This is a genomic window from Pseudomonas sp. MEJ108 (assembly GCF_030208985.1).
In the GTDB taxonomy this organism is placed as follows: domain Bacteria; phylum Pseudomonadota; class Gammaproteobacteria; order Pseudomonadales; family Pseudomonadaceae; genus Aquipseudomonas; species Aquipseudomonas fragariae.
Map to the genome: position 1 here is coordinate 140,564 of NZ_JARVSW010000019.1, position 22,845 is coordinate 163,408.

General features: G+C 63.3%; 12 protein-coding genes. 4 read left to right on the forward strand and 8 right to left on the reverse strand.

What is annotated here, in order from left to right:
* Nucleotides 1-70 precede the first annotated feature (70 nt).
* From QRN50_RS10630 to QRN50_RS10640, 3 genes are all read left to right on the forward strand, one after another.
* Nucleotides 71-13,081 (forward strand): non-ribosomal peptide synthetase, encoded by a 13,011-nt coding sequence (locus tag QRN50_RS10630; RefSeq protein WP_096127135.1) that lies wholly within the window; start codon nt 71-73, stop codon nt 13,079-13,081.
* A 164-nt stretch (nt 13,082-13,245) separates the two neighbouring features.
* Nucleotides 13,246-14,658, forward strand: coding sequence for an aspartate aminotransferase family protein (locus QRN50_RS10635; protein ID WP_024640585.1), 1,413 nt, complete (start codon nt 13,246-13,248; stop codon nt 14,656-14,658).
* Nucleotides 14,659-14,739: 81 nt separating this feature from the next.
* Entirely contained in the window at nt 14,740-14,958 is a 219-nt protein-coding gene (locus QRN50_RS10640; protein WP_003304661.1) for an MbtH family protein, read from the forward strand.
* A gap of 327 nt (nt 14,959-15,285) precedes the next feature.
* On the opposite strand, the gene QRN50_RS10645 is transcribed toward QRN50_RS10640, so the two are convergent.
* The 8 genes from QRN50_RS10645 to QRN50_RS10680 are packed head-to-tail and all read right to left on the reverse strand — an operon-like array spanning nt 15,286 to nt 21,489.
* Nucleotides 15,286-16,203 carry a metal ABC transporter substrate-binding protein gene (locus tag QRN50_RS10645; RefSeq protein ID WP_060405868.1) on the reverse strand — a complete coding sequence of 306 codons (918 nt, stop codon included), beginning with the start codon at nt 16,201-16,203 and terminating at the stop codon, nt 15,286-15,288.
* Entirely contained in the window at nt 16,204-17,103 is a 900-nt protein-coding gene (locus QRN50_RS10650) for a metal ABC transporter permease (protein ID WP_003406943.1), read from the reverse strand. It lies immediately after the preceding gene.
* Nucleotides 17,103-17,867, reverse strand: a complete 765-nt coding sequence (locus tag QRN50_RS10655) for a metal ABC transporter ATP-binding protein (protein WP_096127133.1) — start codon at nt 17,865-17,867, stop codon at nt 17,103-17,105. The genes QRN50_RS10650 and QRN50_RS10655 overlap by 1 nt, the downstream gene beginning before the upstream one ends.
* On the reverse strand, nt 17,864-18,796 hold the full coding sequence (locus QRN50_RS10660) for a metal ABC transporter substrate-binding protein (protein ID WP_096127132.1): 933 nt from the start codon (nt 18,794-18,796) through the stop codon (nt 17,864-17,866). Before QRN50_RS10660 ends, QRN50_RS10655 begins: the two co-directional genes overlap by 4 nt.
* 35 nt (nt 18,797-18,831) lie before the next feature.
* A complete protein-coding gene (locus QRN50_RS10665; protein WP_054092877.1) occupies nt 18,832-19,398 on the reverse strand; it encodes a DUF6162 family protein in 567 nt (188 codons plus the stop codon).
* Entirely contained in the window at nt 19,395-19,727 is a 333-nt protein-coding gene (locus QRN50_RS10670; protein ID WP_003406932.1) for a hypothetical protein, read from the reverse strand. The genes QRN50_RS10665 and QRN50_RS10670 overlap by 4 nt, the downstream gene beginning before the upstream one ends.
* Nucleotides 19,724-20,269 carry a PA2404 family protein gene (locus tag QRN50_RS10675; protein ID WP_003348822.1) on the reverse strand — a complete coding sequence of 182 codons (546 nt, stop codon included), beginning with the start codon at nt 20,267-20,269 and terminating at the stop codon, nt 19,724-19,726. The genes QRN50_RS10670 and QRN50_RS10675 overlap by 4 nt, the downstream gene beginning before the upstream one ends.
* Entirely contained in the window at nt 20,266-21,489 is a 1,224-nt protein-coding gene (locus QRN50_RS10680) for a PepSY-associated TM helix domain-containing protein (RefSeq protein WP_003406927.1), read from the reverse strand. The genes QRN50_RS10675 and QRN50_RS10680 overlap by 4 nt, the downstream gene beginning before the upstream one ends.
* 296 nt (nt 21,490-21,785) lie before the next feature.
* Between QRN50_RS10680 and QRN50_RS10685 the strand changes: the two genes are divergently transcribed.
* Complete coding sequence (locus tag QRN50_RS10685) at nt 21,786-22,763, forward strand: TauD/TfdA family dioxygenase (RefSeq protein ID WP_024650819.1); 978 nt, start codon at nt 21,786-21,788, stop codon at nt 22,761-22,763.
* Nucleotides 22,764-22,845: the final 82 nt, after the last annotated feature.

Consider the following 22,845-nt stretch of genomic DNA (forward strand, 5'->3'; position numbering starts at 1 on the left):
CTTGCAGGGCGCGCGTCTTTTTTGAAATTCAGATTTTATCTGGCACGCCGAATCTAGCAGGAACCCCATCATGGATGCGTTTGAACTCCCCGACACTCTGGCTCAGGCTCTTCAGCGTCGCGCCTTGCATACGCCGGATCGGCTGGCGCTGCGTTTTCTCACCGATGAGAACGACCAGGGCCTGGTGTTGACCTACCGTGACCTGGACCTGCGCGCGCGGACCATCGCTGCTGCGCTGCAACGTCAGGCTGTGCCGGGGGATCGGGCGATTCTGCTGTTCCATAGCGGGCCGGACTATGTCGCGGCGTTCTTCGGCTGCCTGTATGCCGGGGTCATTGCCGTGCCGGCTTATCCGCCGGAATCCAACCGTCGCCATCACCAGGAGCGCCTGCTGTCGATCATCGCCGATGCCGAGCCGCGTCTGCTGCTGACCGGCGCCGATTTGCAGCCTGCCTTGCTGCAGATGGACGAGCTGGCCGCTGCCGATGCGCCGCCACTGCTCTGTGTCGACACGTTGCCTGCTGCCCCGGCACAAGAGTGGCAGGGCCCGCAGCTGCAGGCCGACGACATCGCGTTCCTGCAATACACCTCGGGCTCGACCGCACTGCCCAAGGGCGTGCAGGTCACGCATGGCAATCTGGTCGCCAACGAGTCATTGATCCGCCACGGCTTCGGCATCGACGCCAACCCGGACGACGTGATTGTCAGCTGGCTGCCGCTGTACCACGACATGGGCCTGATCGGCGGCTTGTTGCAGCCGATTTTCAGCGGCGTCCCGTGCATCCTGATGGCCCCCGCGTACTTCCTCGCCCGGCCATTGCGCTGGCTGGAAGCCATCAGTGAATACGGCGGCACCATCAGCGGCGGGCCTGACTTTGCCTACCAGCTGTGCAGCGCACGGGTCAGCGATTCGGCGCTGGAGCGTCTGGACCTGAGTCGCTGGCGCGTGGCGTATTCGGGCTCCGAGCCGATTCGCGAAGACAGCCTGAGAGCATTTGCCGATAAATTCGCCAGTTGCGGCTTCACGCCTGACAGCTTCATGGCGTCCTATGGCCTGGCCGAAGCGACGCTGTATGTGGCCGGTGGCAAGCGCGGCAAGGGTATTCCATCGCTGCGCCTGAATGCGCAGGCGCTGGCGCGCAATGTCGTAGAACCGGGCGACGGTCAGCCAGTCATGAGCTGCGGCACGGGCCAGCCAGGGCATGGCGTGCTGATCGCCGACCCGGTCAGCCTGCAGGTGCTTGGCGAAAATCAGGTTGGCGAAGTCTGGGCCAGCGGGCCGAGCATCGCCCACGGTTACTGGCGCAACCCTGAAGCCACCGCCAGGGCGTTCGTGCAGCATGCCGGGCAGACCTGGCTGCGCACCGGCGACCTGGGTTTTCAGCGTCACGGCGAGCTGTACATCACCGGCCGCCTGAAGGACATGCTGATTGTCCGTGGCCACAACCTGTATCCGCAGGACATCGAAAAGCTCATCGAGAGTGAAGTGGATGTCGTGCGCAAAGGCCGGGTGGCGGCGTTTGCCGTCACTCAGGACGGTAGCGAAGGCATCGGCATCGCTGCTGAAATCAGTCGCAGCGTGCAGAAAATCCTCACGCCCGACGCGTTGATTAAAATCATCCGGCAGACCGTGGCCGAGGCGTTTCAGGAGGCGCCGAGTGTCGTGGTGCTGCTCAATCCCGGCGCGTTGCCCAAGACCTCCAGTGGCAAATTGCAGCGCTCGGCCTGTCGCACGCGTCTGGCCGACGGCAGCCTGGACAGTTACGCGGTGTTTCCCGCGAGCGATACCACTCTTTCAGCCCATACCCCAGGCAGCGGCTCGGAGCTGCAAGCGCAGATCGCCACGGTCTGGTGCGAGCAGTTGCAGTGCGAGCAGGTCAGTGCCGACGACCATTTCTTCCTGCTGGGCGGCAACTCGATCATCGCGACCCAGGTCGTGGCCCGCCTGCGCGAAACGCTGGGGATCGACCTGAACCTGCGGCTGCTCTTTGAGGCGCCGACGCTGGCGGCCTTTGCGGCACAGGTCGGAACGCTGCAGACCGCCGCATCGCAAGGCGACAGCCAGACGCAGAGCGCCATCGCCCGACTGCCCGGCAACGAGCATCTGCCACAGTCCATGGCCCAGAACCGCCTGTGGTTCCTCTGGCAGCTCGACCCGCATAGCAGCGCCTACAACGTTCCCGGCGGGCTCCACCTGCGTGGCGAACTGGACAGCACTGCGTTGCGCTCCAGCTTCCAACGCCTGATCGAGCGCCATGAATCGTTGCGCACGCGCTTCTACGAGCATGACGGCGTGGCCTTGCAACGTATCGATGCGCCGAGTGAATTCCACCTCGATACCCTTGATATCAGCGACCTGCCCGGCGCCGAGCGTCAGGCACGTGCCGTGGCGATTCGCGAACAGCAGGCGCGCCTGCCGTTCGATCTGCAACACGGCCCGTTGCTGCGCGTGACCCTGCTGCGACTGGACGAAGAAGAGCATCAACTGCTGGTCACGCTGCACCACATCATTGCCGATGGCTGGTCGCTGAATGTGCTGATCGACGAGTTCTCGCGCCTCTATGCCTCCGCTGTTCAGGGCCAGACTCTGGAACTGGCACCGTTGCCGCTGCGTTACGCCGATTACGGCCAATGGCAGCGCGAATGGCTGACGAACGGCGAGGCCGAGCGCCAGTTGACTTACTGGCAGCAGCAACTGGGTGGCGAGCAGCCGGTCCTGACGCTGAACACCGACCATCCGCGTTCGGCCCGCCAGCAGCACAGTGCCTCACGCTACAGCCTGCGCCTGAGTGCAGAGCTGAGCGCCGCCGTACGCAACACCGCGCAAGCCTGGCAATCGACGTCGTTCATGTTCCTGCTGGCGGGGTTCCAGACCTTGTTGCATCGTTACAGCGGGCAAGCCGACATTCGCGTCGGTGTGCCCGGCGCCAATCGGCCACGCCATGAAACCCAGGGCCTGATCGGCTTCTTCATCAATACGCTGGTGCTGCGCGCACAGTTGGACCCGCGTCTGCCATTCTCGACGCTGCTGGCCCAGACCCGGCAGGCGGCGCTTGAAGCCCAGGCCCATCAGGACGTGCCGTTCGAGCAACTGGTCGAAGCGTTTCCGCAGGCGCGCGAGCACGGTCTGTTCCAGGTCATGTTCAACCACCAGCAACGCGACCTTGGCGCCTTGCGTCGTCTGCCGGGGTTGCTGGCCGAAGAACTGCCGTGGCACAGCCGCGAGGCCAAGTTCGATCTGCAACTGCACAGCGAGGAGGACCGCAATGGGCGCCTGACGCTGTGCTTCGATTACGCCGACGAACTGTTCGAGCACCACACCATCGTGGCCATGGCTCAGCACTATGTACGCCTGCTGACGCAGGTCAGTCAGCAGGCCCAGCTCGCGCTGGGTGACGTGCAACTGCTCAGCGCCGAGGAGCAGGAGCAACAGGCGCAATGGAGCGCCGCGCCTTGCGCACCGGCCACGTTGTGGTTGCCGGAACTGCTGAATCACCAGGCGCGGCAGACCCCGGAACGTATCGCGCTGGTGTGGGAGGGCGGCAGCCTCGACTTCGCCAGCCTGCACACGCAGGCCAACCGCCTGGCGCATTACCTGCGCGACAAGGGCGTTGGTCCGGACATCAAGGTGGCGATCGCCGCCGAGCGCTCGCCGCAGCTGTTGATCGGGCTGCTGGCGATCCTCAAGGCGGGCGGGGCTTACGTGCCGCTGGACCCGGACTATCCAATGGATCGACTCGCCTACATGCTGCAGGACAGCGGGGTCGAACTGCTGTTGACCCAGAGCCATCTGCTGGGCGACCTGCCGAGCGCCGAAGGCGTGTGCACGGTCGCCATGGACACGCTGCACCTGGACAACTGGCCGGTCAGTGCGCCGCGCCTGAACCTGCACGGCGACAACCTGGCGTACGTGATTTACACCTCCGGCTCGACCGGTCAGCCCAAAGGCGTCGGCAATACCCACGCGGCCCTGGCCGAGCGCCTGCAATGGATGCAGGACACCTACGCACTGGATGAAAGCGACGTGCTGATGCAGAAGGCTCCGATCAGCTTCGACGTCTCGGTGTGGGAGTGCTTCTGGCCGCTGATCACTGGCTGCCGCCTGCTGCTGGCAGGCCTTGGCGAACACCGCGATCCACAGCGCATCGCGCAGCTGATCAACGCGTATTCGGTGACCACGCTGCACTTCGTGCCGCCGCTGCTGCAACTGTTCATCGATGAGCCGCTGGCGCAGCAGTGCAATAGCCTGCGTCGCCTGTTCTCTGGCGGCGAAGCGTTGCCCGGCGAGCTGCGCAACCGGGTGCTCGAGCAACTGCCCGGTGTACAACTGCACAACCGTTATGGTCCGACCGAAACCGCGATCAACGTTACCCACTGGCAGTGCCGGATCAGCGATGGCCTGCGCTCGCCGATCGGCCGCCCGCTGGGCAACGTGCTGTGCCGGGTGCTGGACAGCGAACTGAATCCGCTGCCACGCGGGGTGGCCGGGGAGCTGTGCATCGGCGGTATTGGTCTGGCGCGTGGCTATCTGCGGCGTCCCGGGTTGACTGCCGAGCGCTTTGTCGCCGATCCGCTGGGGCAAGCGGGTGAGCGCCTGTATCGCACCGGGGACCTGGTGCGCTGGGCCGCAGATGGCGCGCTGGAATACCTCGGTCGTCTGGATCAGCAGGTCAAACTGCGCGGTTTCCGCGTCGAACCACAAGAGATCGAAGCACGCCTGCTGGCCCAGCCAGGCGTAGGCCAGGCAGCCGTGCTGCTGCGTGAAACCGTTGCCGGGCCGCAACTGATCGGTTACTACACCGCCGAAGCCGGGCAGAACGTCGAGGCTGAGCGGATCAAGTCGGCGCTGGCTCTTGAGCTGCCGGATTATATGGTCCCGGCGCAGCTGGTGCGCCTCGACAGCATGCCCCTGAGCCCGAGCGGCAAGCTGGATCGTCGCGCCTTGCCCGAGCCGCAATGGCAGACCCGCGAGCACGTCGAGCCGCAGACGGATCTGCAAAAACAGATCGCCGCTGTCTGGCGACAGGTGCTGGGCGTGCCGCGTGTCGGCCTGCGTGATGATTTCTTTGAGCTGGGCGGACATTCGTTGCTGGCCACGCAAATCATTTCCCGCGTGCGTCAGGCGTGCGACATCGACCTGCCGTTACGGACGCTGTTCGAAGCCAGCGAACTGGGCGCGTTTGCCGCACAGGTTGAGGCCATTCAGCAGTCCGGCGCACGCAGCAGCCTGCAACCGATTGCCCGTGTCGACCGCAGCCAGCCAGTGCCGTTGTCCTATTCCCAGCAGCGCATGTGGTTCCTCTGGCAGATGGAACCGGACAGCCCGGCCTACAACGTCGGCGGCATGGCGCGCCTGAAAGGCGTGTTGAACATCGAGTGCTTCGAGGCAGCGCTGCAAGCCTTGATCCTGCGCCACGAAACCCTGCGCACCACGTTCCCGAGCATCAACGGCGTAGCGTGCCAGAAGGTCAGCGAGCAGTCCGACCTGCGCGTGCAGTGGCAGGATTATTCTGCGTTGCCCGTCGAGGCTCGTCAGCAACGCACTCAGGCGCTGGCCGACAGCGAGGCGCACCAGCCCTTCGATCTGGAAACCGGGCCGTTGTTGCGCGCCTGTCTGGTCAAGGCGAGCGACCTTGAGCATTACTTCGTCCTGACCCTGCACCACATCGTCACTGAAGGCTGGGCGATGGACATTTTCGCCCGCGAACTGGGGCAGCTTTACGAAGCCTTCCTTGAAGGACGACCATCGCCGCTGGAGCCGCTGGCGGTGCACTACCTGGATTACAGCGTCTGGCAGCGGCAGTGGATGGAAGCCGGCGAGCGCCAGCGCCAGCTCGATTACTGGACCGCGCAGCTGGGCAACGAGCATCCATTGCTGGAGCTGCCTGCGGACCGGCCGCGTCCGCCGGTGCAAAGCCATAAAGGCGAGCTGTACCGCTTCGACCTGAACGCCGACCTGGCCGCCAAAGTGCGCACCTTCAATGCCCGCAACGGCCTGACCCTGTTCATGACCATGACCGCCACCCTGGCGGTATTGCTGTACCGCTACAGCGGCCAGAACGACCTGCGCATTGGCGCACCGGTGGCCAACCGCATTCGTCCGGAAAGCGAAGGGCTGATCGGCGCGTTCCTCAATACCCAGGTGCTGCGCGTGCAGCTTGACGGGCAGATGAGCGTCGCCCAACTGTTCGAACAGGTTCGCCACACGGTGATCGAAGGCCAGTCGCATCAGGACCTGCCGTTCGATCATCTGGTCGAAGCCCTGCAACCGCCACGCAGCGCAGCCTACAACCCGCTGTTTCAGGTGATGTGCAACGTGCAGCGCTGGGAATTCCAGCAAAGCCGCGAACTGGCGGGCATGACCGTCGAGTACCTGGTCAACGATGCGCGAGCCACCAAGTTCGACCTCAATCTGGAAGTCACCGAACTGGACCACCGTCTGGGTTGCTGCCTGACCTACAGCACCGATCTGTTCGACGAACCGCGCATCGCACAGATGGCCGAACACTGGCTGAACCTGTTGCAGGCGCTGCTCGCTGATCCACAACAACGCCTGAGTGAATTGCCGCTGTTGCAGGAGACAGAGCGCCAGCAACTGCTCGACAGCCTCGGCGTCGAAGCAGGTGAGCAGCGGCTCGACCAATGCATTCACAGCCTGTTCGCCGAACAGGCACACCGGCGTGCAGACGCGCCGGCGCTGACGTTCGCCGGGCAAACCCTCAGCTATGCCGAGCTGGACGCCAAGGCCAACCAACTGGCCTGGATGCTCCGCGAGCGCGGCGTCGGCCCGCAGATTCGCGTCGGTCTGGCGTTGCCGCGTTCGCTGGACATGGTCGTCGGCCTGCTGGCGATCCTCAAGGCCGGTGGTGCGTATGTGCCACTGGACCCGGAATATCCGCTGGAACGCCTGCACTACATGATCGAAGACAGCGGCGTTGGCCTGCTGTTGAGCGACCGTGCGCTGTTTGCCGCACTGGGCGAGTTGCCTGCCGGTGTTGCCCGTTGGTGCCTGGAAGACGATCAGCCGTCGCTGGCGTCTTTCTCGTCCGATGAGCTGCCGTTCATCAGCTTGCCGCAGCATCAGGCGTACCTGATCTACACCTCCGGTTCGACCGGCAAACCCAAGGGCGTGGTGGTGTCCCATGGTGAAATCGCCATGCATTGCCAGGCGGTGATCCGGCGCTTCGACATGCGCCCTGACGATTGCGAGCTGCATTTCTATTCGATCAATTTCGATGCCGCCACCGAGCGCCTGCTGGTGCCCTTGCTCAGCGGCGCCCGTGTGGTGCTGCGTGCTCAGGGGCAGTGGGACGCCGAAGAAATCTGCACGCTGATTCGCCAGCAGCAGGTCAATATTCTCGGTTTCACGCCCAGCTACGGCAGCCAGTTGGCGCAGTGGCTGGCGACCCAGGGCCAGACCCTGCCGGTGCGCATGTGCATCACCGGCGGCGAAGCGCTGACCGGCGAACACCTGCAACGCATCCGTGCGGTGTTCCAGCCCGAGCTGTTATTCAATGCCTATGGCCCGACCGAAACTGTGGTCATGCCGCTGGCCAGCCTGGCCCCGCAACAATTGGAGGAGGGCGAAGCCAGCGTGCCGATCGGGCGCGTGGTCGGCGCACGGGTGGCGTACATTCTTGACGCCGATCTGGCGCTGGTGCCCCAGGGCGCGAGCGGCGAGCTGTACATTGGCGGAGCGGGTCTGGCGCAGGGCTATCACCAGCGCCCCGGCATGACTGCCGAACGCTTCGTGGCCGATCCATTTGCCAGCAATGGCGGGCGTCTGTACCGCACCGGCGATCTGGTGCGCCAGCGCGCCGACGGCTTGGTGGAATACCTGGGGCGTATCGACCATCAGGTGAAGATTCGCGGCTTCCGCATCGAACTGGGTGAAATCGAAACCCGCTTGCTGGAGCACGCAACCGTTCGCGAAGCCATCGTGCTGGCGCTGGACACGCCATCAGGCAAGCAACTGGCGGGCTATCTGGTCAGCGATGTAGCCGGGCAGGGCGACGAGCAGCAGGCGCAATGGCGTGAATCGCTCAAGTCGCACCTCAAGGCGCAACTGCCGGACTACATGGTGCCGACCCACCTGATCCTGCTCGACAGCATGCCGCTGACCGCCAACGGCAAACTCGACCGCCGTGCCTTGCCTGCACCGGACCCGGAACTCAATCGTCAACACTACGTAGCGCCCGCCAGTGAGCTGGAGCAGCAGCTGGCGGCAATCTGGTGTGCGGTGCTGAACGTGGAAAAAGTCGGCCTCAACGATAATTTCTTCGAACTGGGCGGCGACTCGATCCTGTCGATTCAGGTGGTCAGCCGGGCGCGTCAGCTAGGTATACATTTCAGCCCGCGTGATTTGTTCCAGCACCAGACCGTGCAGACCCTGGCCGCCGTGGCGACCACCCGCGAACTGATTCAGGCCGAGCAGGGCCAGCTCGACGGTGCTTCCGGCCTGACGCCGATTCAGCACTGGTTTTTCGACACGCCGATCCCCGAGCGTCAGCACTGGAATCAGTCGTTGCTGCTGGAGCCGCTCAGCGCGCTGCACCCGAACCTGCTGGCGCAGGCGTTGCGTGCGCTACTCGAACAACACGACGCGCTGCGCCTGAGTTTCATCGAGCATGAGGGTACGTGGCAGGCAGAACACCGCGCAGTGACAGCCGACACCCTGTTGATTCAGGCGCAGGTCAGCGACATGGCTGAATGCGCAGCCCTGTACGCCGACACCCAGCGCAGCCTCGACCTGCACAACGGTCCGCTGCTGCGCGCCTTGTTGGTCGACGGTCCGCAGGGCCAGCAACGGTTGCTGATGGTCATTCATCACCTGGTGGTCGACGGCGTGTCGTGGCGTGTGCTGCTCGACGATCTGCAAAACGCTTATCGTCAACTGCGCGACGCGACGCCGGTGCGCTTTGCGGCGAAGACCAGCGCTTTCCGCGACTGGGCCGCGCGTCTGCAGGCCTACGCCGGCAATGAGTCGTTACGTGAAGAACTGCATGTGTGGCAGCGCCAGCTGGGCGGTTCTGCGACGACTCTGCCGTGCCATAACCCGCAGGGCGGTCGGCAAAATCGTCATGCGCAGACGGTCAGCGTGCGCCTCGATGCCGAACGTGCCCGGCAATTGCTGCAACAGGCGCCAAGTGCCTACCGAACCCAAGTCAACGACCTGCTGCTGACCGCGCTGGCCCAGGTGGTCTGCCGTTGGAGCGGGCAGCCGTCGACACTGATTCAGCTTGAAGGTCACGGCCGTGAAAATCTGTTCGACGACATCGACCTGACCCGCACGGTGGGCTGGTTCACCAGCGCCTATCCGCTGCGACTGACGCCAGCGCCGGCTGCCGATTCGGCACCGGGCGACTCGATCAAGGCGATCAAGGAGCAACTGCGGCAGGTGCCGCACAAGGGGCTGGGCTATGGCGTGCTGCGTTATCTGGCCGATAGCGCCAGCCAGGCCGCCATGCAGGCACTGCCGGTGGCGCCGATCACCTTCAACTACCTTGGCCAGTTCGATCAGAGCTTCGCTGACGATGCGCTGTTCCGTCCGCTGCAAGAGTCGCCAGGCGCGGCCCACGATCCGCAGGCGCCGCTGCCCAACGAACTGAGCATCGACAGTCAGGTGTATGGCGGCGAGTTGTTGCTGCGCTGGACCTTCAGTGCCGAGCGCTACGAACCCGCTGCCATCGAAGCGCTGGCGCAGGATTACCTGAGTCAGTTGCAGGCGCTGATTGCCCATTGCCTGGCCGATGGCAGCGGCGGCCTGACGCCGTCGGACTTCCCGCTGGCTGCCCTGGATCAGGCGCAGCTCGACGCGCTGCCGGTTCCGCCAAGCCAGATCGAAGACGTCTATCCACTGACCCCGATGCAGGAGGGCATGCTGCTGCACACCCTGCTGGAGCCGGGCACCGGGCTGTATTACATGCAGGACCGCTACCGCATCGACAGCGCGCTGGACCCGCAGCGTTTCGCCCAGGCCTGGCAAGCGGTCATCGCCCGTCACGAAGCGCTGCGTGCCTCGTTCTGCTGGAACATCGGCGAGACCATGCTGCAGGTCATTCATAAACCGGGCAGCACGCCGATTGATTATCTGGACTGGCGTGACGTGCCGGCGGAGAAGCAGGAGCCGCACTTGCAGGCCCTGCTCAAGTCCGAGCGCGAGGCCGGTTTCGCGCTGCTCGATCAACCGCCGTTCCACCTGCGCCTGATCCGCGTCGACGAGGCGCGCTACTGGTTCATGATGAGCAACCACCACATCCTGATCGATGCCTGGTGCCGCTCGCTGCTGATGAACGACTTCTTCGACATTTACACCGCGCTGGGCGAAGGCCGCGATGCGCAACTGGCCCCCGCACCGCGCTATCGCGACTACATCGGCTGGTTGCAACGCCGTGGTCTGACGCAGGCACGTGACTGGTGGCGAGATAACCTGCGCGGCTTCGAGCGGCCCACGCCGATCCCCAGCGACCGGCCGTTCCTGCGTGAACATGCGGGCGACAGCGGTGGCATGGTGGTGGGCGACTGCTACACCCGTCTCGATGAACGCGACGGCGCACAGCTGCGCGAACTGGCGCAGCAGCATAAACTGACCGTCAACACCTTCGCCCAGGCGGCGTGGGCGCTGACCCTGCGGCGCATGAGCGGTGATCGCGACGTGGTGTTCGGCGTTACCGTCGCCGGGCGGCCGGTGGAACTGCCGCAGATGCAGCGCACGGTCGGCTTGTTCATCAACACCATCGCCCTGCGTGTCGGCATGCCGGCTGACGACCAGCGTTGCAGCGTTCGCCAGTGGCTCGGCCAGTTGCTGGACAGCAACATGCAACTGCGCGAGTACGAATACCTGCCGCTGGTGACCATTCAGGAAAACAGCGAGCTGCCCAAGGGGCAGCCACTGTTCGACAGCCTGTTCGTGTTCGAGAACGCGCCGGTCGAGGTCTCTGTGCTGGACCGTGCGCAAAGCCTCAATGCCACCTCGGATTCCGGTCGCACCCACACCAACTACCCGCTGACCGCGGTCTGCTATCCGGGCGATGATCTGGGCCTGCACCTGTCCTACGACCAGCGCTATTTCGACGAATCCACCGTGCAGGGCATGCTCGGTGAGTTCAAGCGCCTGCTGCTGGCGCTGGTCGAAGGCTTTCATGGCGACATGGCCGAGCTGGCGCTGGTCAGTGAGCAGGAACGCGCTTTCCTGACCGAGGGTTGCAACCAGAGCGACCACGCTTACCCGCTGGATAAAAGCTATGTCGAACTGTTCGAAGCACAGGTCGCGGCGCATCCGGAGCGCATTGCGGTCAGTTGCCTGGATCGTCAGCTCAGCTATGCCGAACTGAATATCGCCAGCAACCGTCTGGGCCATGCCCTGATCGAGGCCGGTGTCGGTTTCGATCAGCCGGTTGCCGTGCTCGCCGAGCGTGGCGTTGAACTGCCGGGCATGATCATCGGCAGCTTCAAGGCCGGTGCCGGCTACCTGCCGCTGGACCCGGCGCTGCCGAACTCCCGCCTGAGCGGCATCATCGGCCAGAGCGCCACGCCGCTGCTGGTGTGCAGCGCTGAGTGTCTGGAACAGGGCAGGGCGCTGCTTGATGCGCTGCCCGAAGCGAGTCGACCGCAGTTGCGGGTCTGGGAAGACCTGCAGCAGAGCGATTCCGCGCAGCACAACCCTGGTCGCCACAGCGCGCCGGACAACCTCGCTTATGTGATCTTCACCTCAGGCTCCACCGGGCTGCCGAAGGGTGTGATGGTCGAGCAGCGCGGCATGCTCAATAACCAGTTGAGCAAAGTGCCTTACCTGAGCCTGAGCGACCGCGATGTGATCGCCCAGACCGCCTCGCAGAGTTTCGACATTTCGGTCTGGCAGTTCCTTGCCGCGCCGCTGTTTGGCGCTCGGGTGGATATCGTGCCGAACGACATCGCCCGTGATCCGCAGGCGCTGTTGGCGCATATTCAGGCGCAGCGCATCAGCGTGCTGGAAAGCGTGCCGTCGCTGATCACCGGCCTGCTCGCCGAACCCCAGGCAGCGCTCGACAGCCTGCGCTGGATGCTGCCGACCGGTGAAGCCATGCCGCCGGAACTGGCCAGCCAGTGGCTGCAACGTTACCCGCAGATCGGCCTGGTGAATGCCTATGGTCCGGCCGAGTGCTCCGACGATGTGGCGTTTTTCCGGGTCGATGCGCAGTCCACTCGCAGCGCTTATCTGCCGATCGGATCGCCGACCGACAACAATCGCCTGTACCTGCTCGACGATGCGCTGGACCTCGTGCCGCTGGGTGCCGTCGGTGAGCTGTGCGTGGCAGGGGCCGGCGTCGGTCGCGGTTATGTCGCTGATCCGCGGCGCACCGTGCCGGTGTTCGTGCCGCATCCGTTCGGTGCGCCGGGCGAGCGTCTGTACCGCACCGGTGACCTGGCGCGGCGGCGCAAGGACGGCGTGCTGGAGTACGTCGGCCGGGTCGATCATCAGGTAAAGATTCGTGGCTATCGCATCGAGCTGGGCGAAATCGAAACCCGTCTGCTGGAGCATCCGGCCATCCGCGAGTCGGTGGTGCTGGACGTCGCTGGCCCATTGGGCAAGGTGCTGGCGGCCTACCTGGTGCCGCGCTCCACGACGCAGGATCACGAGGCCTTGCGTGACGAGGTGAGAAACCACCTCAAGGCCAGCCTGCCGGACTACATGGTGCCGACGCATCTGGTGCTGCTGGAAGCCATGCCGCTGACCCCGAACGGCAAGCTGCACCGCAAGGCCCTGCCGGCGCCGGACGTCAGCCTGGTGCAGCAGGATTATCAGGCACCACAGACGGAAATGGAGCAGCAGCTGGCGACGATCTGGGCCGATGTGCTCAAGGTCGAGCGCGTGGGCATTACCGACAACTTCTTCGAGCTGGGCGGGCACTCGCTGCTCGCGACCCAAGTGGTGACCCGTGCGCAGAAGCGCTTGCAACGTAACGTGCCGTTGCGGGCAATGTTCGAGTTCAACACCGTTCAGGCGTTGGCGCAGCACCTGGAAAGCCTTGGTGGAGCACAGGTCGACGAGCAGAAATTCGATCGTCTGGCGGACTTGATGGCGGAGCTGGAAGGGCTCTGATCAGCCTCTCGTCGGGACGCCGGGGCTGCGGATAAAAAACTCGTTACTGAGTGTAAATCCGCAGCTCGCTGGCGCGTTTTCCAAGGACCGAACACACACCTGAAGCGGCATGCGCCAACGCTTATGTTTCAGGTCATTCAAGCCGCGTATTGAGGGTTGCACAGATGTCAGTCGCTACCAGGTTTATCGATGATCAGCCGACACGGGTTGCCCCGGCTGCGGCTGAGATGCTCTACCAGTTCGACGAATCGCCACTGCTGGCCCGACAGAGTCGCCAGGAGTCCAACGCACGCAGCTACCCGCGGCGCATACCGCTGGCGCTCAAACGCGCCAAGGGGATTCACGTCGAGGACGTCGAAGGGCGGCGCTTCATCGATTGCCTGGCAGGCGCGGGCACCCTGGCGTTGGGGCATAACCATGCGGTGATTATCGAAGCGATCCAGCAAGTGATCGCCGACGAGTTGCCGCTGCATACGCTGGACCTCACCACGCCGGTCAAGGACCAGTTCGTTCAGGACCTGTTCGGCCTGCTGCCGCCAGCGCTGGCCGATGACGCGAAGATTCAGTTTTGCGGCCCGACCGGCACCGATGCAGTGGAAGCCGCGTTGAAGCTGGTACGCACCGCTACCGGGCGCAGCACGGTCCTGTCATTTCAGGGCGGTTATCACGGCATGAGCCAGGGCGCATTGAGCCTGATGGGCAGCCTGGGGCCGAAAAAGCCGCTGGGTGCGTTGCTCGGCACCGGCGTGCAGTTTCTGCCGTACCCCTATGATTACCGCTGCCCGTTCGGGCTTGGCGGCGAACAGGGCGTGCGCGCCAACCTGCATTATCTGGAAAACCTGCTCAACGACCCGGAAGCCGGCGTGCAATTGCCCGCAGCGGTCATTCTTGAAGTGGTGCAGGGCGAGGGTGGAGTGATCCCCGCTGATCTGGACTGGCTGCGCGGCGTGCGACGCATCACCGAAAAGGCCGGCGTGGCGCTGATCGTCGATGAAATCCAGAGCGGTTTCGCACGCACCGGCAAGATGTTTGCCTTCGAGCATGCCGGGATCATCCCGGACGTGGTGGTCATGTCCAAAGCCATTGGCGGCAGCTTGCCACTGGCGGTGGTGGTCTATCGTTCCTGGCTGGACACCTGGCTGCCGGGCGCACACGCCGGGACGTTTCGCGGCAATCAGATGGCCATGGCTACCGGTTCTGCCGTAATGCGCTATCTTCAGGAACACTCTATTTGCGAACACGCGACAGCCATGGGCGCGCGTCTGTCCGGCCATTTGCGTGCCTTGCAACGTGACTTCCCGCAGCTGGGCGATATTCGCGGGCGCGGGCTGATGCTCGGTGTCGAGCTGGTCGACCCGTCCGGTGCACGCGATGCACAGGGTCATCCGCCGCTATTTGCGCGTCTGGCCCCGCTGATCCAGCGTGAATGCCTCAAGCGCGGGCTGATTCTGGAACTGGGCGGTCGACATGCCAGCGTGGTACGTTTTCTGCCGCCGCTGATCATCACTGCCGAACAGATCGACGAAGTGGCAGAGATCTTCGGCCGTGCGCTGAACGCCGCTGTCGCCCAGGTTTAATTTTTCGACGTAGTGATACGTTCAATCCCTATAGCTGCCATGAATTGGCGCGGCAGCCCTGAACACACATGGAGAGCAGCAATGACTTCAGTATTCGATCGGGAAGACATCGTCTTTCAAGTTGTAGTCAACCACGAAGAACAGTATTCCATCTGGCCCGACTACAAGGCGATCCCCAATGGCTGGCGCACCGTGGGCAAGAGCGGCTTCAAGAAAGAATGCCTGGCCTACATCGAAGAAGTCTGGACCGACATGCGCCCCCTGAGCCTGCGCCAGAAAATGGAAGCGCAGACGGCCTGATTGACGGTCTGCACGGATACTTCGATTATCGTGCGACGCTCCGCGTCGGTCTGCACGGACAATCCGATTATCGTGCGACGCTCTGCGTCGTCATGCCGTTCCGGACGCTCCGCGTCCTCTTTGCGACGCAGAGCGTCGAGAACTGTATTCCCACGCTGGAGCGTGCGGAACGATAATCTGAACTTCGTGCTGAAGCTCTGCGTCAGGCAACTCAACTATCGTGCGACGCTCCGCGTCGTCATGCCGTTCCGGACGCTCCGCGTCCTCTTTGCGACGCAGAGCATCGCGAAATGCAATTTCCACGCTGGAGCGTAGGGAACGATAATCTCACTCCTTGCCAGCCAGCACCCCGATAATCCCCTGAATATCACCCTGCAACTCCGCCAGCGGGTCAGCGCCGTCAATCCCCAGCACCAACAGCTTGCTGCCAGCCGCCTCGATGGCGGCCTTGACCGGCGCGGGTGGCTGGCGGTGATCGAGCACCAAGGCCACGTCGTTATCCTTCAGGGTCGCGCTCAGTTTGCTCAAGGCTTCTGGCGTCCATTGCTCGTCCGTCAGTGCCTGAGTGTCGATCAGCTCCAGATTCAGCCCGCTGATCAAATAGCCGAAGCGATCCGACAAACTCACCACACTCAAATTATCGGCACCGGCCAGCGCGGCTTCGCTGCTGGCGCTGAGCTTGAGTAGCTGCTGTTTGAACGCCGCCAGATTGGCCTCGATTTTCGGTTTGGCGGCCGGTGCCAGGCGCACCAGGTCCGCTGCCAGCACATCCGCCATACGCCCCATGTTATTGCTCGCCAGCCACGGCTGACTGTTCAAACCGTCGGTGCCCTGACCCGACTGTACGGCGATGCCCGGCAGACTGCCGTCCACCGGACGTGCGGCATCGATCTCGACGATACGAATATTGCTGCGCCGTGCATTGGGGTAGAGCGGGTCATCGGCCCAGATCGAGCGTAAGCCGATTACCGCGTCGGCGTTGTTCGCCAGCCCGCGCAAGGCATCGGCACCACGCCCGGTGAAATACGCGGTCTGACGCGAGCCCGGCAGGTTGGCCGCGGCAGCGCGTTCCAGCACCACACCGCTGTCCTTGAGCAGTATTTCGCCCAGGCCATAAGTGATCGGCAGGCTGGCCAGCACTCGCACCGGTTGCGGTTTATCGGTTTTGCTGTCGGCCGCCTGCAGGCTGTTGCTGAACAGGCCGGTGATGAGCAGCGCCAGACTCAAGGTACGTAACGTGGGCATTTATCCAATATTCCCTTTCAGGCTCGGCAGCGTGCCGCGAGCGATGGCGGCCAGGGCGAAAGCAATGCCCGCCACCAGAATGATTGCCGCGCCGGACGGCACCGGCAGGTCGAAGACGATGGGCAGCAGGATGCCGCACAGGGTGCTGATGGTCGCAATGGCCACTGAAATCCAGAAAAAGCCCTTGAGCGACTGACTCAACAAGCGTGCCGCCGCCGCTGGAATCACCAGCAACGCACCGACCAGGATTGCGCCGATGACTTTCACCGCCGCGACCGTGATCAGCGTCACCAGAATCACGAACAGGTAATCCAGCGTCTTTACCGCCACGCCGCGCACCGCAGCCAGCTGCGGATTGAAGCTGGCCAGCATGATGCGGTTGTACAGCGGCAGGCTCAGGCCCATGACCAGCGAACCGACGATCAGCAGCACCAGCAGGTCGTTGCCGTTGACGGTCAGCACCGAGCCGAACAGCACGTTTTCCAGAATGTGCACGTTGATCTTGCCGGCCAGCACCAGCAACAGGCTCGCGCCCAGTGCCAGGGAGACCGACAGGAACACGCCGATCAACGTGTCCGGTGCCAGCCCGGTGCGGTTGCGCAGGTAATTGAGGACGATGCCGAACAGCAGGCAATAGCCGAACAGGGCACCATAGGGGCCGGTGTAGGGTTCGCCGAGCAGAATGCCAATCGCCACCCCGGTCAGTGCCGCATGGCCCACTGCTTCGGAGAAAAACGCAAAGCGCTTGACCACCACCAGCGTGCCCAGACCGCCCAGCACCGGGCCGATCAACAGCCCGGCGAGCAGGGCGTTGACCACAAAACCGTAGGCCAGCGCCTCGGGCAGGTAACCGGAAGAGGCGAGGCCCTGAATGAACAGGCGAAAGGTTTCGTAATCCATTACGCGATCCTCCCGGCACTGCTATCCATCGTGCGCGGGTGCGCGGAAAACAGGGTCAGCAGCCGTTCCGGGGTCAGCGCGGTGGCGGCCGGTTCATCGAACAGGATGCGTCGGTTGAGCCCCGTGACCTGATCGGCCAGACGCCTGACGGCATCCAGATCATGCTCGATCCACAGGACCGTGACCCCGCTTCGGCGCCAGTCACCCAACAACCGCTCAAACACCTGAATACCCGCCTCATCCAGCGCCGACATCGGCTCATCCAGCACCAGCAATTGCGGCGCAGGAATCAGCCCCTGCGCGAGCAGCACGCGCTGCCGCTCGCCACCGGACAGCGCGCCCATGCGCCGTTTGCGCTTGTCCTGCATGCCTACCCGTTCCAGTGCCTCGCCAATCGCTGCTGCGTAGTGCTTCGACAAGCCCAGAAACGCCGGGCGTCGCTGACACATGGCCGCCATGAAATCGTCCACGGTCATCGGCAGGCCACGGTCGAACTCCAGCGCCTGCGGAACATAGCCGATCAGCCCCGGAGCGGCAGGCCACAGCAGGCTCAACTGGCCTTGATGCGGTGTCTGCCCGAGCAGGGTCTTGATCAGCGAGCTTTTGCCACCGCCGTTCGGTCCGACCAGTGCGTGTACGCTGCCGGCGCGCACATTGAAGTGAACCTGATCGAGAATCGTGGTGCGCCCGAGGGTCAGGCTGACCTGACTGAATTCGATGCCCGGCCCCTGGCTAATGATGTCGAGGTGCTGTGCAGCCGTCATGCGCCCGACTCCTGAATGGCCCGTACCACCGTGTCGAGGTTGCCGGCCATTTCCTTTTCGTACTTGTCGGCGGTGTACTCGCCATAGGAAATGTGCGACAGCGGGTACAGCCGAACTCCGGATTCACGCTGAATGGTCTCGACGTAGGTGGACGGGAAGTCCATCTCCGAGAAGATCACTTTCACATCCAGCTCACGCAGTTGGTCGATGGTTTTTTTCAACTGACTCGGGCTGGGCTCGATGCCATGCGCCGGTTCAACCACGGCGGTGACTTCCAGGCCGAATTCGCGCAGCAGGTAGTCGTAGGCGGCATGCACCGTGGCCACGCGCAGGTCGGCATTGGGTGCCTTGGTCAGTTTGGCGAGCGCGTCGGCGCGCATCTGGCGCAGGCGCTTGCCGTAGGCGCGGGCTTTGGCGGTGTAGGTTTTGGCATTGTCCGGGTCCAGCTTGCCCAGCTCGCGGGCGATATTGTTGACCTGCGCAATGGACGCACTGATCGACAGGAAGGTGTGCGGGTTGACCACTTTGCCGGCACCTCGCGCCGCCACCCCGGTGGCCGCCAGCAACGGCACATCGGCGTTGGCCTCGATGGTCTTGATGTTCGGCGTTTCACTGGTGGCGATCATGCGGTCGGCAAAGTCGTCATGGCCGACGCCGTTGAGCACGATCACATCCAGCGAACCGATGCGCTTGATGTCCTCGGCGCGCGGCTCATAGGCATGCGGGTTGAAGCCCGCCGGGATCAGCGGCACGACGTCGGCCTTGTCGCCGACGATATTGCTCACGTAGCTATAGTAAGGGTGCAGGGTAATGCCGATGCGCAGGCGTTTGGCCGGTTCGGCGGCGAAGCTGGACGGCGCCAGCAGGGCGACCATCAGCCCCGTCAGCAGGACGCGCAGCAAGGGACGGCGTTTGAGTGAAATAGGCATGGGCAAGCGGTCTTCTTTCAAAGGAATGCGGAGTTTCAGTGCGGGTGCTGACGGGTCACGCCAGCATCGAATTGCGCGACGACCTGTTTCCAGCCTGAATCGATCAGGGCCTGGTCACCGAGGTCGCTGACCGCCGCCGGCGAGGCGTTGCGGTTGATCCAGATGTCCGGCTGCTCGCCGGAATCGACACGCATCAGAAACGAACCGGCCACGCTCGGCGTCCGGCTCAGCCCCAGATAGGACTGCTCGATCATCTGCCAGGCGTGATCGCCACGGCTTGCCGAACTGGCATCCCTGGCGAACGGCGCAAAGCCTTCATCGGCCAGTTGCTCTGGGGTGATCGGTGTCTGCTGCTCGGTGGCCAGCAGGCGGATTTCATCGAGGGTCACGCGCAGGTCGGCGTAAATGCCTTGTTCCGCAGCGCTCAGGTCGCGTCGTGCGTCCAGTTGATGGCTGGAGACGCTGTGCGTTTCCTGAGTATCACGGTGCAGGCTGATCACGCCGGCAGCGCTGCCAAGGATCAGCAGGCACAGCAACAGGACGTACAGGGTTTCATGCCCGGCGCCTGCCGGACGGACGATATGTCGGGTCGGTGCGCTCATGGGGCCTGGATATCCGCCTGATCGATTTCCACCACGTGACCGGGGCCGGCGTCGAACAGCACGTAGAACTCGGAGGCGGGGCGTTTGAAGGTCACGGTCGAGTCTTCGCCGAGCTTGCCGGGCACCAGAATGGTTTCGTCGTAGCCGATCACGTCCAGGGTCACACCCGGTGCACCACTGCCGTCGGAAAAACCGCCGGTGCAGCGGATCTGCTCGGTGTCGATCTGTTTGCATTCGCACATCGGGTTATGCGCCAGGGCGTTGCTGCTCAGGCCAAGCAGGCACAGGGCACTGGCCGTCAGCCAGCGCAGGGAAGGGCGGGCACTCATGGTTGGGCTCCTTGTTTTTTCAGCCACGCCACGGTGCTGGGCGAAGCCTGTTGCAGGGGGATGGAGGTCTGATGCACGGCGCCGTCCCAGCCTTCCATGGTGATCCACAGCTCGGCGTCGGGATCGGTGTTTTGCGCAATCTGCATGAAGGCGCTCATGCGGTAGCCACCACCGAAGAAAATCACCCCGGCGGTGCGCAGGCTGCGCGGTTTGCCGATGCGCAGATAAGTGGCCTTGACCCGGTCGATGCAGGCGTTGCACAGCGCCGCATTGAAACTTTTCATGTAGCCCGATGGGCCGGAAAGGCGCGGCGCTTCGTTGCGGTCCTCTGCCAGACGCAGGCTCCACGGGCCGACCTGAATCTCGCCGACCTCGCGCTGACCAAGGCCCTGATCGCCACGATCCAGTGAAACATCGGAGAAGTACTTGGGCATGAAACCCAGCGGGATCAGCACCAGCAGCACGTTGATATGGAAGCGCCATTTGTGCCAGAAACGGCTCAGTGACGATGCAGGTTGTGCAACAGTGGCGGCCTTGCTCACAGGCTGTTCTCCGGGGTGCGGGTCGCCAGCGGCGAGGGCGAGGTGTTTCGTGGGGTTGCAGCGGCCGTTGCCGGGCGGGCTCGGGTTTCACGCTTGAGGGCGTTGAGCGTCGCCAGTGCAGTACGCTTGCTCCAGATCAACAGGCCGCTGAGCACCATCATGCTTAGCAGCAGACCGAAGAACGCCCAGATCAGCTTGATCCAGATGCCGCCGAAATCGCCGGTGTGCAGCGGACGCATGGACTCGGTGACGAACTCCAGTTTGTTGCGGTCCGACAGCAGGTGCGAGGCGGCAATCTCGCCGCTGTACGGGTTGATTTCGGCAGTCTGGAACATCAATGGATACCAGCTGCGCCCACCCACCTGCAGGTTGCTGTAGGCATTGAACGGCGGCGTGATGAAGCTGGCTTCCAGGCCCGGAATCCGCTCCCTGGCGATTTCCACGGCGCGCTCCAGGCTGATGGTCGGCGCGGGTCTGCCGTCGGCAGTCAGTGGTACGGCGCTGTGCGGGATGATCGACGCGACCTGGGATTTGCTGGAAATACTGATCTGGTTGTCGCCCAGAATCGCCTGGATCAGAAACCACGTGCCGGTAATGGAAATCACCGCAATGAACCAGATCGACCAGACGCCGCTGAGGCGATGCAGGTCGCCCCAGAAAATCCGCGGGCCCTGGCTGAAACGCACGGGCTTGAAAAAGCCGCGCCAGAATTTCTTGTAGACCACCAGCCCGGTCACCAGCGACGCCAGCAACGGCAGGCCGAGAATCGACACCAGATACCAGCCCCACGAATAACCGTTGGTAAACGGCACCAGCCACCAGCCGTGCAGCGCGCGGGTGAAGCGGCGGAAGTCGAACGACGGGGTAATGCCCTGAATCACCCCGGTGTAAGGGTTGACGTAAGCCGGCACCGAACGCCCGTCGGGGTAGGTGATGAACACGCTCAAGGCGAAGTAGTCGCCGTCCGGCTGCATGATGGTGCCGACGATCAGGTCCGGTTGGTTGCGTTCGATGGTGGCGCGAATCTGTTCGAAGTTCAGGCGCCGGGCATCATCGGAAGGGCGGTTGTCACGCATCTCCGGGTTGGCCAGCCACATGATTTCCTTGCTGACCACGGCCAGCGTGCCGGTCACACAGACGATCAGCACGAAGAACCAGATCGGCAGGGCCAGCCAGCTGTGGACGAGAAACCAGATTTTTGAACGGGACTTCTTCGACATGGATAAACAATCTCGATTCACGATGTGGAGCGGCCGCAGGGCGGTCCCCTCTGTCTGTACGCGCGGGCGATATAAAAGCGTCACATTAAGTCAAAGACGAATGAGAACTGAATTCCTATAGGAATTTTTTGCGTTTAAATGCAAAAAATTGTTTCAGGACGGCCGAACACCTCCGCATGCCGCATGAATAGGGCGGTACGGTTAATTTTTCAGCGGCGCAGTACGTTCAATCTGGACATTGGTGTTGCGCCAGGCCGCAGGGGCTCGGGCGCTTTTGCCATCAAGGGAGAAACATCATGAGTCATGCGTTGAGTTTGGATATCCGGCCGTTGCTGGCAGGGGCGGGCAGCTTGCCGATGCTGGTGCAGGCACCCGAGCCCGGTCTGGACTTGATGGAAGCGCTGGGCGAACTCAAGCCGCTGGTCGCCGGGCACCTGTACAGCGCCGGCGGGATTCTGTTTCGCGGCTTCGAGGTCGGTGGCGCAGAAGCGTTTCGCGAGTTCGCCGCCGGTTTCGGCGATCCGCTGCTTAACTACGAGTTCGGTTCTACGCCGCGGAGCAACGTTACCAAAGGCGTGTACACCTCGACCGAGTACCCGGCGCACCAGAGCATACCGCTGCACAACGAGCAGGCGTACACGCTGGAATGGCCGATGAAGATCTGGTTCTACAGCATGATCGCGGCGCAGACGGGTGGCGAAACACCGATCGCCGACAGCCGCGAAATCTACCGACGCATCCCGGCGCGCATTCGCGAACGCTTTGTCGAAAAGAAACTGATGTACGTGCGTAACTACGGCAACGGGCTCGATGTGGAATGGAGCCAGGTATTCAACACCGAAGATGAGTCTGTGGTCGAAGCCTACTGCCGGGCGCACAACATCGAATGCGAATGGAAAGACGACGGCGAACTGCGCACCCGGCAGATTTGCCAGGCAGTATCGCGCCACCCGGTGACCCACGACAGCGTCTGGTTCAACCAGGCGCACCTGTTCCACATCTCCAACCTGCAGCCGGAAGTGCGCGAAACCCTGCTCGACGTAGTGGACGAAGAAGACCTGCCGCGCAACGTCTACTACGGCGACGGCTCGCCACTCGAAGAAACCCTGCTGGACGAAATCCGCGGCGTACTCGACGAATGCACCGTCAGCTTCCCATGGCTGGAAAACGACGTCCTGATGCTCGACAACATGCTCACCGCCCACTCCCGCGCACCCTTCACCGGCAAGCGCAAAGTCGTGGTCGCCATGGCGCAGGGACATTCGGATAAGTAACCGCCTATAGATCATCGTGCCCGACTTTTGATTATCGTGCCGACGCTCCGCGTCGGTACGCCGTTCTGGACGCTCCGCGTCC

Coding starts and splice junctions, on each gene's coding strand:
- QRN50_RS10630 (WP_096127135.1), top strand. CDS start 71: ATGGATGCGTTTGAACTCCCCGACACTCTGGCTCAGGCTCTTCAGCGT.
- QRN50_RS10635 (WP_024640585.1), top strand. CDS start 13,246: ATGTCAGTCGCTACCAGGTTTATCGATGATCAGCCGACACGGGTTGCC.
- QRN50_RS10640 (WP_003304661.1), top strand. CDS start 14,740: ATGACTTCAGTATTCGATCGGGAAGACATCGTCTTTCAAGTTGTAGTC.
- QRN50_RS10645 (WP_060405868.1), bottom strand. CDS start 16,203: ATGCCCACGTTACGTACCTTGAGTCTGGCGCTGCTCATCACCGGCCTG.
- QRN50_RS10650 (WP_003406943.1), bottom strand. CDS start 17,103: ATGGATTACGAAACCTTTCGCCTGTTCATTCAGGGCCTCGCCTCTTCC.
- QRN50_RS10655 (WP_096127133.1), bottom strand. CDS start 17,867: ATGACGGCTGCACAGCACCTCGACATCATTAGCCAGGGGCCGGGCATC.
- QRN50_RS10660 (WP_096127132.1), bottom strand. CDS start 18,796: ATGCCTATTTCACTCAAACGCCGTCCCTTGCTGCGCGTCCTGCTGACG.
- QRN50_RS10665 (WP_054092877.1), bottom strand. CDS start 19,398: ATGAGCGCACCGACCCGACATATCGTCCGTCCGGCAGGCGCCGGGCAT.
- QRN50_RS10670 (WP_003406932.1), bottom strand. CDS start 19,727: ATGAGTGCCCGCCCTTCCCTGCGCTGGCTGACGGCCAGTGCCCTGTGC.
- QRN50_RS10680 (WP_003406927.1), bottom strand. CDS start 21,489: ATGTCGAAGAAGTCCCGTTCAAAAATCTGGTTTCTCGTCCACAGCTGG.
- QRN50_RS10685 (WP_024650819.1), top strand. CDS start 21,786: ATGAGTCATGCGTTGAGTTTGGATATCCGGCCGTTGCTGGCAGGGGCG.